This window comes from Agromyces seonyuensis, from assembly GCF_009789225.1.
GTDB classification, from domain to species: domain Bacteria; phylum Actinomycetota; class Actinomycetes; order Actinomycetales; family Microbacteriaceae; genus Agromyces; species Agromyces seonyuensis.
In genome coordinates this window covers 22,491-33,495 of record NZ_WSTA01000037.1, presented here as the reverse complement: position 1 = coordinate 33,495, position 11,005 = coordinate 22,491, and the positions used below count along the sequence as shown (strand labels likewise).

8 protein-coding genes are annotated in these 11,005 nt (G+C 72.8%); 7 read left to right on the top strand and 1 reads right to left on the bottom strand.

Features of this window, described 5'->3' with window-relative positions:
- Positions 1–317: hypothetical protein (locus GB864_RS09660; protein WP_160424462.1), on the bottom strand; the 317-nt coding region annotated here is incomplete at its 3' end.
- A gap of 148 nt (positions 318–465) precedes the next feature.
- On the opposite strand from GB864_RS09660, the gene purN reads away from it, so the two are divergent.
- From purN to GB864_RS18960, 7 genes are all read left to right on the top strand, one after another.
- Positions 466–1,041, top strand: coding sequence for a phosphoribosylglycinamide formyltransferase (gene purN / locus GB864_RS09655; RefSeq protein ID WP_160424460.1), 576 nt, complete (start codon positions 466–468; stop codon positions 1,039–1,041).
- A 102-nt stretch (positions 1,042–1,143) separates the two neighbouring features.
- Positions 1,144–2,748: a bifunctional phosphoribosylaminoimidazolecarboxamide formyltransferase/IMP cyclohydrolase gene (gene purH, locus GB864_RS09650; protein WP_160424458.1), complete on the top strand. Its 1,605-nt coding sequence runs from the start codon at positions 1,144–1,146 to the stop codon at positions 2,746–2,748.
- A gap of 101 nt (positions 2,749–2,849) precedes the next feature.
- Positions 2,850–4,103, top strand: coding sequence for a dimethylargininase (ddaH, locus tag GB864_RS09645; protein WP_160424455.1), 1,254 nt, complete (start codon positions 2,850–2,852; stop codon positions 4,101–4,103).
- A gap of 407 nt (positions 4,104–4,510) precedes the next feature.
- A complete protein-coding gene (locus GB864_RS09640; protein WP_160424474.1) occupies positions 4,511–6,457 on the top strand; it encodes an ABC transporter ATP-binding protein in 1,947 nt (648 codons plus the stop codon).
- Positions 6,454–8,259, top strand: a complete 1,806-nt coding sequence (locus tag GB864_RS09635) for an ABC transporter ATP-binding protein (protein WP_160424454.1) — start codon at positions 6,454–6,456, stop codon at positions 8,257–8,259. Before GB864_RS09640 ends, GB864_RS09635 begins: the two co-directional genes overlap by 4 nt.
- 228 nt (positions 8,260–8,487) lie before the next feature.
- Positions 8,488–9,150 carry a response regulator transcription factor gene (locus tag GB864_RS09630; protein ID WP_336603944.1) on the top strand — a complete coding sequence of 221 codons (663 nt, stop codon included), beginning with the start codon at positions 8,488–8,490 and terminating at the stop codon, positions 9,148–9,150.
- Between the two features lie 31 nt (positions 9,151–9,181).
- On the top strand, positions 9,182–11,005 hold the full coding sequence (locus GB864_RS18960) for an ATP-binding protein (RefSeq protein ID WP_160424452.1): 1,824 nt from the start codon (positions 9,182–9,184) through the stop codon (positions 11,003–11,005).

Below are 11,005 nucleotides of genomic sequence, written 5' to 3'. Positions count from 1 at the left end.
GTGGTGTGCTCTTCGGTTCTGGAGGCGGCGCCGTCGGCGTCCGCACCGCCCGCGGCGGCGAGCGGCTCCCACGCGGCCAGCCAGGCTTCGGCCTGCGATCGGAGGGTGGTGCCGCGCAACTCCTGCACGTCGGCGAGCCGGGCCGCGTCCGCTTCGCCGGCCCGCCAGACGGCGACGGCGGCGCCGACGCCGACGACGAGCGCGGCGACGACGGCGATACCGACGATCCGGTCGAGGGAACGCCGGCGACGGGGCTCGGCGCCGTCGACCCGGGAAACGGTGACGGGTGCGGTGCGGCGGCGCAGGGTGATCGCCATGGGCCCTCCTTCGGGCGGGAGTCGGGTCGGCGCGCGGTCTGCGGATCGGGTGCGTCTCCGCGGCTCGCGGGCATCCTATTGGCCCGTGCTCGGCGAGCGGAACCACCCCGGACGGGGGAGCTCGCCCGGCTCGGTTAGGCTGGAAGCCGTGCTGGAACTCGTCGTGCTCATCTCCGGCGGCGGTTCGAACCTCCGCGCACTGCTCGAGGCGGCCCGCTCCGCCGACTATCCGGCCCGGGTCGTCGCCATCGGCGCCGACCGCGACGCCGACGGACTCGCCCTCGGCGAGGAGTTCGGCATCCCCGTCTTCACGGTCCCGTACACGGCCTACGCCGACCGCGCGGCGTGGGGCGAGGCGCTCATCCGCGAGATCGACGTATGGACGCCGGGCCTCGTCGTGCTCTCCGGGCTCATGCGGCTCGTGCCCTCCGCCGTGGTGCAGCGCTACACGCCGAGACTCTGGAACACCCATCCCGCCTATCTGCCGGAGTTCCCCGGCGCGCACGGCGTCCGCGACGCGCTCGCCGCGGGCGCGACCCGCACGGGTGCCAGCCTCATCGTCGTCGACGACTCGGTCGACGGCGGCCCGATCATCGCCCAGGAGCGCGTGCCCGTGTACCCGGGCGACACCGAGGCGGGCCTGCACGACCGCATCAAGCCCGTCGAACGACGTCTGCTCATCGACGCCGTCCGCGACTACGCCGAGGGCCGGCTGACCCTCTGACGCGTCGCCCTCGGCGCGGCCGGCGGGCGGAGCATCCATTCGAACAGACCTGACGGCCCGATCCGGGCCGGTCCCGCACCACCGAGAACGAGGAGCCACGCCATGAGCGGCCCGAAGCACGATCCGTCCCTCTACCGCCGTCGCGACCGCGTCGAGATCCGCCGGGCGCTCATCTCGGTGAGCGACAAGTCCGGCCTGGTCGAGCTGGCCGCCGCGCTCGCCGGCGCGGGCGTCGAGATCGTCTCGACGGGCTCCACCGCCGCGACGATCCGCGACGCCGGCCACCCCGTCACGGAGGCCGCGGAGGTCACGGGCTACCCGGAGATCCTCGACGGCCGCGTCAAGACGCTCCACCCGGCCGTGCACGGCGGCCTGCTCGCCGACCTGCGCCTCGAGCACCATGAGACCGAGCTCGCGGAGCGCGGCATCCGAGCGTTCGAACTCGTCGTCGTCAACCTCTACCCGTTCGCCGCGACGGTCGCCTCGGGCGCGAGCGAGAACGACACCGTCGAGCAGATCGACATCGGCGGCCCCGCGATGGTGCGCGCCTCGGCGAAGAACTTCGCCAACGTCGCGATCGTCGTCGAGCCGAGCCGCTACGACGAGATCATCGCCGCGGTCGCCGCGGGCGGCACGACCCTCGCGCAGCGGGCCGCGCTCTCGCGCGACGCGTTCCGCCACACCGCCTCCTACGACACGCAGGTCGCGACCTGGCTCGGCGGCCAGGTGGCGCCGGATGCCGAGGGCGCCGGCTTCCCGGCATGGTTCGGTGCGAACTGGGACCTGGAGGCCGGCCTCCGCTACGGCGAGAACTCGCACCAGCAGGCGGCCGTCTACGCGAGCCCGACGGGCGCGCCCGGCATCGCGCAGGCCGTGCAGCACGGCGGCAAGGAGATGTCCTTCAACAACTACGTCGACGCCGACGCCGCGGTGCGCAGCGCGTACGACTTCGCCGAGCCGGCCGTCGCGATCATCAAGCACGCGAACCCGTGCGGCATCGCGGTGGCCGCGGTCGGCGCGACCGACCCGATCGCCTCGGCGCACCTGCGCGCCCACGAGTGCGACCCGGTCTCGGCCTACGGCGGCGTCATCGCCGCGAACCGCACTGTGACGCTCGGCATGGCCGAGACCGTCAAGGACATCTTCACCGAGGTCATCGTGGCGCCGGCGTTCGAGCCCGAGGCGCTCGCGCTGCTCCAGACGAAGAAGAACCTGCGCATCCTCGAGCTGCCCGAGGGCTTCGCCCCGACGGTCGTCGAGCAGAAGCAGATCTCGGGCGGCCTGCTCGTGCAGACCGCCGACGCGCACTTCGCCCCGTTCGCCGAGTGGACCCTCGCCGCGGGGGAGCCGGTCGACGAGGCCACGGCCGCCGACCTCGAGTTCGCCTGGCGAGCCGTGCGCGCGGTGAAATCGAACGCGATCCTGCTCGCCGACGGCGGCGCCTCGGTCGGCGTCGGCATGGGCCAGGTCAACCGCGTCGACTCGTGCAAGCTCGCCGTCGAGCGGGCGGGCGAGCGGGCGAGCCGCTCGGTCGCCGCCTCGGACGCCTTCTTCCCGTTCGCCGACGGCCTGGAGATCCTGCTCGCGGCCGGCGTCCGCGCCGTCGTGCAGCCGGGCGGCTCGATCCGCGACGAGGAGGTCGTCGCGGCGGCCGAGCGCGCCGGCGTCACCATGTACTTCACGGGCGAGCGCCACTTCTTCCACTGAGCCGCGACTCGATCGACGAGCGTCGAGGATGCCCCGGGCCGCGGCCCGGGGCATCCGGCGTTCCGGGGAGGGCGGCGCCGGGCGCGCACTAGGCTCGCAGGATGACGTCCCCCCGCGCCGGTCGGCTCGCCCCTGCCCGTTTCACCCCCGAGCCGACTCCCGCGCGTCGCATTCTGGCGGTGTTCACGGCGGCGTTCGCGGTCGCGTTCACGGCGTTCGGGGCGGCGCTGCTCGCGTACTTCATCGGCGAGGGCGCCGACGCGAGCGTGTTCGGGCTCGTCGGCGGGCACTTCGCGTGGGCGGGCCTGTTCCTGACGGTGCTGCTCGCGGTCGGCAACGCGGCCGGCGCCGCGCGGCGCTGGTTCCTCGCACTGCCCACCGGGCTCGCCTCGGCGGTGCTCGCGTCGCTGCTCGCGACGATCCTCACGTTCCTCGGCGGCGGGCTGACGCTCGACGGCGCGACGCTCGTCGTCATGTGGAGCTGGCTCGTCTCCATCAACCTGATCTTCATCGTCACCGCGGTGCTCGCGTACGTGTTCCTGTCGTGGCGCGTCATCCGCGCGGTGCTCGACGCCCGCGTGCAGCACGGGCCGCGCAAGCTCGCGCTCGTGCGCATTCCGGCGTCCAATCTCGCCGAGGGCGAGCTCACCCACCTCGAGCGGATGCCCGTCGACACGGACCTGGCCGACGAGCAGTGGGACAACTACTGCGCCGCGCTCGTTGCGGAGGGCTGGGAGCTCGTCGAGGTCGACGCGGCCCCCGACCTCGCCGACTCCGTCTTCGTCGAGGACGCGGTCGTCATGTTCGGCGACCTCGCGCTCATCACGAGCCCCGGCGCCGAGAGCCGCCGTGGCGAGACCGAGGCCGTGGAGCGCGCCGTCGCCGCCCTGCCCGGCGTCACGATCGCGCGCATCGAGGCACCCGGCACCCTCGACGGCGGCGACGTCCTGAAGGTCGGCGACACCGTCTACGTCGGCGCGTCGAGCCGCACGAACGCCGCGGGCATCCACCAGCTCCGCGCCCTGCTGACGCCCCACGGCTTCCGGGTCGTGGCCGTGCCGATCGGCGCGGCCCTGCACCTGAAGTCCGCGGTCACCGCGCTCCCGGACGGCACGGTCATCGGCCACCCCGACCTCATCGCCGACCCGACGCTGTTCCCGTCGTTCCTGCCGGTGCCCGAGGTGCACGGCGTCGCCGTGGTCGCCGTCGCCGACGACACGCTCCTCATGTCGGCGGCCGCCCCGCGCACCGCCGAACTGCTCTCGAGCCTCGGCTACCGCGTGGTCACGGTCGACATCTCCGAGTTCGAGAAGCTCGAGGGATGCGTGACCTGCCTGAGCGTGCGGGTACGGTGAGAGGCGGCCGAAACGCGCTCTTGCGCGAATCGGCGGCAACCCCATAGCCTGAAAGGCTCCCACGCGCACGACGCGGGGCGCACCATGGCCGCGATACGAGGAGGACACGATGAGCACCTGGACGACGACCGCGAAGACCGCGGACCTCGCCATCCGGCTCGCCTCCCCGGCCGGATTCCGACCGAGCGGCCCACTGCCGCACTGATGGGGAGGCGCCCGCTCCGGCGGGTGCGAACCGATGCACCGGGGCGCTCGTGCCCCGTCTCCGACGTCCTGCGACGTCGTCTCCGGCGGCCCTGACCGCCGAATCCGCCCACCGCCCGTACGCGACCGACGATCGCGTGCTGCTGCTGCTGCTGCTGCTGCACGCCGTCGTCGCCGGCGGGCCGTCGACGCCGAAGGCCGACATGCACCCCGAACACCGTCCCGGTCAGACCGGCGACGAGAGCACCCTCTCGACGCCCCGATCCCTCGCGCGCCTCATCCGCTACGCGCGTCCCGCCCTGCCGCGCCTCATCGCCGGCACCGTCGCCGCGCTCGCGGCCTCCCTCTTCGCCCTCGCCGTGCCCCAGGTGCTGCAAGTCCTCATCGACGGGCCGCTCTCCACGGGCGACGCCGCAGCGGTGCTGCCCGCCGCGCTGCTCGTCTTCGGCCTCGGCGCGGGTGAGGCGCTCATGATCGCGCTGCGCCGCTGGTTCGTGCTGACGCCCTCGACGCACGTCGAGGCGGCCATGCGCAATCACCTGTACGCGAAGCTGCAGGACCTGCCGGTGGGCTTCCACGACCGCTGGCCGAGCGGACAGCTGCTCTCGCGCGCCGTGAGCGACCTCGGCCTCATCCGCCGGTGGCTCGCGTTCGGGCTCATCCTGCTCGTCGTGAACTTCATCGTGATCCTCGTCGGCACGGGCATCCTGATCTCGATCAACTGGGCGCTCGGCCTCGTGTTCTTCATCGCGTGCATCCCGTTGTGGTTCGCGGGCTTCCGCTTCGAGGGCCGCTACTCGGCGCTCTCGCGGCGCAGCCAGGACCAGGCGGGCGACCTCGCGACGGCCGTCGAGGAGTCCGTGCACGGCATCCGCGTGCTCAAGGCCTTCGGCCGGGGCAAACACGCGCTGCGCACGTTCGCGGCGCAGGCCGAGCAGCTTCGCGGCACGGAACTGCAGAAGGCCCGGCTCGACGCGTCCATCTGGGCGTGGCTGCTCGTCGTGCCGGCGATCGCGCTCGGCGCATGCCTGCTGGTCGGCGTCTGGCTGGCCTCGCAGGGGCAGCTGAGCGCGGGCGAGCTCGTCGAGTTCTTCGGCACGGCGACGGTGCTCGCCTGGCCGATCGAGTCGATCGGCTTCCTGCTCGCGTTCGCGCTCGACACCCGCACGGCGACCGACCGCTTCTTCGAGATCATCGACGAGGAGAACACGATCACCGACCCCGAGCAGCCCGTGCGTCTCGATCGCCCCACGGGGGCGCTCGCCTTCGAGGGCGTGCGCTTCCGGTACGCGGATGCTCCGGCGGGCACGCCCGACCTGCTCGACGGCATCGACCTGACGCTCGTGCCGGGGGAGACCATGGCGCTCGTCGGGCTCACGGGGTCCGGCAAGTCGACGCTCACCGCGCTCACCACGCGCCTCTACGACGTGACGGGCGGTGCGGTGACGCTCGACGGCGTGGATGTCCGCGCGCTCTCGCGCGAGGAGCTGCGCGCGCACATCGCCATGGCGTTCGAGGACGCGACCCTCTTCTCCGCATCCGTGCGGGAGAACGTGCTGCTCGGCCGGCCGGAGCTGGGCGGCGACGACCCCGACGTGCGCGCCGAGGCCGAGCGCGTGCTGACCGAGGCGCTCGCGATCGCGCAGGCGCACTTCGCCTACGACCTGCCCGAGGGCGTCGACACGAAGGTCGGCGAGGAGGGCATGAGCCTCTCCGGCGGTCAGAGGCAGCGGCTCGCGCTCGCGCGCGCCGTCGCGGCCAAGCCCGCCGTGCTCGTGCTCGACGACCCCCTCTCGGCGCTCGACGTCGAGACGGAGGCGCTCGTCGAGGACGCGCTGCGGCGCGTGCTCCAGGGCGGCGGCGCGGACGGCACGGGCACCGGGACGACGGCGCTCATCGTCGCCCACCGCCCCTCGACGGTCGCACTGGCCGACCGGGTCGCGCTGCTCGAGGACGGCCGCGTCACGGCGGTCGGCACCCACGCGGAGCTGCTGCGCGCGAGTGCGCACTACCGATTCGTCATCTCCAGCCTCGAGGAGGAGGCCCGCCGCGAGCGGACCGACACGGGCATCATCACGGTCGTGCCGGAGGCGGCCGACTTCGCGGAGGCTTCGGCGTCCGGCACCCAGGGAACGGAGGGGGACCGATGAGCGTCATCGGCGTCCAGGGAGAAGAGCGCAACGACTACACGAAGGCCGAGTCGCGGCAGATCCGTCGCCGATCGCAGCGCCTGCTCGGCTCGCTCGTCGTGCCGGTGCGGGGGATGCTCGCGCTGACCGCGGCGGTCATCGTCGTCTCGACCGCGCTGCAGGTGGCGGGCCCCGCGCTCATCGCCTACGGCATCAACACGGGCATCCCGGCGCTCCTGTCCCAGGACTGGTTCCCGATCGGGTGGGCGGTGGCCGCCTACATCGCAGCGGGCGCCGTCGGCGCGGCCCTCATCGCGTGGTACATCCGGCTGGCCGCGCGCATCAGCCAGGCCGTGCTCATCGACCTGCGCAAGCGCGTCTTCCTGCACACGCAGAAGCTGAGCCTCGAGTTCCACGAGTCGTACACGTCGGGCCGCATCATCTCCCGGCAGACGAGCGACCTCGACTCCATCAAGGAACTGCTCGACTCCGGACTCAACCAGCTGGTCCGCGGCGTGCTCTACATGGTGTTCACGGCGGTCGCGCTCGTGCTGCTGGACTGGGCGTCGGGCATCGTGCTGCTCGTCGCCCTCGTGCCGCTCGCGATCCTCACCCGCTGGTTCCAGGTGCGCTCGCAGCGGCTCTATCGCGTCTCGCGCGTGGCCTCGGCGAAGCTCATCGTGAAGTTCGTCGAGTCGATGACGGGCATCCGGGCGGTCAAGGCGTTCCGCGCCGAGCGCCGCAACGAACGCGAGTTCGGCGGGCTCGTCGAGGACTACCGCGACGTCAACGCGAAGGTCGTCAACCTGTTCGGCGTCTTCGACCCCGCGCTGCTCCTCATCGCCAACGCGGCCATCGCGACCGTGCTGCTCGTCGGCGGCTACCGCGTCGTCGACGGCGGACTGGCGATCGGCTCGCTGCTGGCGGCGGTGCTCTACACGAAGCGGTTCTTCGACCCGATCGCGGACATGGCGATGTTCTACAACTCGTACCAGTCCGCCGCGTCGGCGCTCGAGAAGATCTCGGGCGTGCTCGAGGAGGAACCGAGCGTGCCGGACCCGGCCGACCCGGTCGACCTCTGGAAGGCGAACGGTCGCGTGCGGTTCGACGAGGTCGAGTTCGGCTACGTCGAGGGGCGTCCGGTGCTGCCGAGGTTCGACCTCGACATCCCCGCGGGGCAGACGATCGCGCTCGTCGGGTCCACCGGTGCGGGCAAGACGACACTGGCCAAGCTGGTGTCGCGGTTCTACGACCCCACGCACGGCGCGGTCGAGCTCGACGGGGTCGACCTGCGCCGGCTCCACCCGAAGGACCTGCGCCGCGCGATCGTCATGGTCACGCAGGAGTCGTACCTGTTCTCGGGATCGGTCGCCGACAACATCGCGCTGGGCCGACCCGACGCGACGTTCGAGGAGATCGTGGCGGCGGCGAAGGCGGTCGGCGCCCACGAGTTCATCGAGGGCCTCCCGAACGGCTACGACACCGACGTGAACAAGCGCGGCGGGCGGGTCTCCGCGGGCCAGCGGCAGCTCATCTCGTTCGCGCGCGCGTTCCTCGCCGACCCGGCGGTGCTCATCCTCGACGAGGCGACGTCCTCGCTCGACATCCCGAGCGAACGCGCGGTGCAGGACGCGTTGCAGACGCTCCTGGCCGACCGGACGGCGATCATCATCGCCCACCGGCTCTCGACCGTCGCGATCGCCGACCGGGTGCTCGTGATGGAGCGCGGCATCATCGTGGAGGACGGCTCGCCGGACGAGCTCATCGGCGGCACGGGCCGGTTCGCCCGGCTCCACGCGGCCTGGCGCGACTCGCTCGTGTAGTCGGCCCGGGTGCGGGCGGCGGGATCCGCCGCCCGCACCCGGCACCTGTCCGCGTCCGCCCGGCGGCGTCCCCCGAACTGGGGCGCGGGTGTCGGGTCCGGTGAAACCGCCATGAGCGGTGGCGGGCGAGTAAAGTTCAGCCGATGCACCGAGGTTCGGCACGGAGCATCAGCGTCGCGGGGAACCGGGAACCCCGTCGTCCCCTGGAAATCCCGACTGGAGGCACCGGTGAGCGAACCGGAACGGCTGCGAGTGGCCGTGGCGGACGACGCCCTGCTGCTGCGCGCCGGCATCGAGAAGGTGCTCGCCTCGGGCGGCATCGACGTCGTCGCGTCGGTGGGCACGGCGGACGAACTGCTCGAGGCCGCCGCCGAGCACGAGCTCGACGCGGCGATCATCGACATCCGGATGCCGCCGACCCACACCGACGAGGGCGTCGCCGCGCTCGAGACGCTGCGCGCCGGCGGCTCCCGCATGGGCGTGCTGCTCCTGTCGATGTACGCGACCCCGGAGTACGCGATGCGCGTCATGGAGTCCGGCGCGGGCACGGGCTACCTGCTGAAGGAGCGTGTCAGCGAGCCGCTCACCCTCGTGCGCGCCGTCGAGACCGTGGCCGCGGGCGGGTCCATCGTCGACCCCGAGGTCGTCGAGGCCCTCGTCTCCCGCACGCGCGCCGACGACCCGCTGCAACGGCTCACGAAGCGCGAGCGCGTCGTGCTCGAGCTCATGGCCTCCGGGCTGTCGAACTCGGGCATCTCGCAGGAGCTCTTCCTCGGCATCAAGACCGTCGAGTCGCACGTGCGCAACATCATGCAGAAGCTCGACCTCGAGGAGTCGCCCGATGCGCACCGCCGCGTGCTCGCGGTGCTGACGCTCCTCGGCAAGCGATGAGGTCCGGGGTGGGCGCCGAGGCGGCACCGGCGTGATCACGGCGCCCGCCTACCGCACCGCCGAGCATCCTCGGTCGCTCACGCCCGCCCGCGTGACCGTGCTGCTCGTCGCGGCCGCCCTGAGCCTCGCGATGGAGTTCTCGGGGTGGATCGCCACACCCGAGGCCGACCGCCCGGAGGCCGCCTGGTTCACCCTGCACCTGCTCGTGCCGCTCGCGTTCCTGATCTCGGCGGCCGTCTCCTGGCGCATCGACCCCGACTCGCGGTTGCCCCCGCGGCTCATGGTGCTGTTCGCGCTCGCCTGGGTCCCGCAGACCTTCTACGCCGTCATCGGCGGCCTGGGCTGGCTCTGGCCGATCGTGCGCGGCATCGATCTGTCGTGGGCGCTCATCGCGGGCATCATCGTGATGCTCTACCCCGCGGGCCGCATCACCAGCCGGCTCGAGCGGTTCGTCGCCCGCACGGCGGTCATCGCGAGCGCCGTGAACCTCATCGCGGTGCTCCTGCTCGCCCAGGGCTCCACGACGCCGTGCGGTGCTGCGCCATGCGCCCCGAACGCTTACCTCGTGGCGGATGCCCCGTGGCTGTTCGCCTTCTTCGACGTCGGCTACCGGGTCGTCGGCACGGCGCTCATGGCGATGGTCGCGGTACGTCAGCTCGTGCAGTGGATGCGCGGCACGACACCGAGCCGCACGGTCGCGTTCCTCATGCCCGCCGCCTTGCTCGCCTGGATCGCGACCCTCGCCGTGCAGACCCTCAGCTACGCCGTCGACCGCACCTTCGACCAGGTCCTCTCGACGATCTCGCTCATCGCCCTCGCGACGATCCCCGTCGCCTACGTGTCGGGCATCAACCACCTCCACAACCTCCGGGCGCGCGTCGCGGACCTCATGCGCATCACGCGCGAGGGCGCCGACCGGCTCGTGTGGGAGGAGTCGCTGCGCCGCGTGCTCCGCGACGACTCGCTCGAGGTCTACTGGTGGACCGACGAGGACGGGCGCTACGAGCGCGCGAGCGGCGACGTCCTCCCGCGCGACGCGGGCGCGGCGGGCGCCGACCGTTCGTACCTCACCGTCGCCGCGCCGGGGGGACGGCCGCTCGCGGTCATCCGCCACGACCGCGTGCTCACCGACAACGCGCGCCTGCTCGACGGCGTCTCGAGCGCGCTCCGGCTCTCCGTCGACAACGGGCGGCTGCGCTCGGAGGTCGAGCGCACGCTCGCGCAGGTCCGCGAGTCCCGCCTGCGCATCGTCGAGGCGGCCGCCCGCGCGCAGCGCAGCGTCGAGCGCGACCTCCACGACGGCGCGCAGCAGCGGCTCGTCTCGCTCGGCCTCGAGCTGCGCCTCATCGCGAACGCCGCCGCGTCGGCGGGCTCGGCCGGTCTCGCGGAAGACCTCGAGATCGCCATCGAGGAGCTCGGCCAGGCGCTGCGGGAGCTGCGCGAGCTCGCCCACGGCATCCACCCGAGCCTGCTCTCGCAGGGCGGCCTCTCACTCGCCGTGCCCGAGCTCGCCGGCCGCTGCCCCGTGCCGGTCGACGTCGAGGTGCAGGCCGACGGCCGGCTGCCCGAGCTCGTCGAGTCCACCGCCTACTTCGTCGTCGCCGAGGCGCTCGCCAACATCGCCAAGCACGCGCAGGCGAGCCGGGTCTGGGTGCGCGCGTGGGCGGCGGGCGGGATGCTCCACCTCGTCGTCCGGGACGACGGCGTCGGCGGGGTCGACCCCAACGGTTCGGGCGTCATGGGCATGCGCGACCGCGTCGAGGCCGCCGACGGCTCCCTCGTTCTCGAGAGCGAGCGCGCCCACGGCACGACGATCCGCGCCGAGATCCCGTTGCCGCCGGGCACGGCCGTCTGA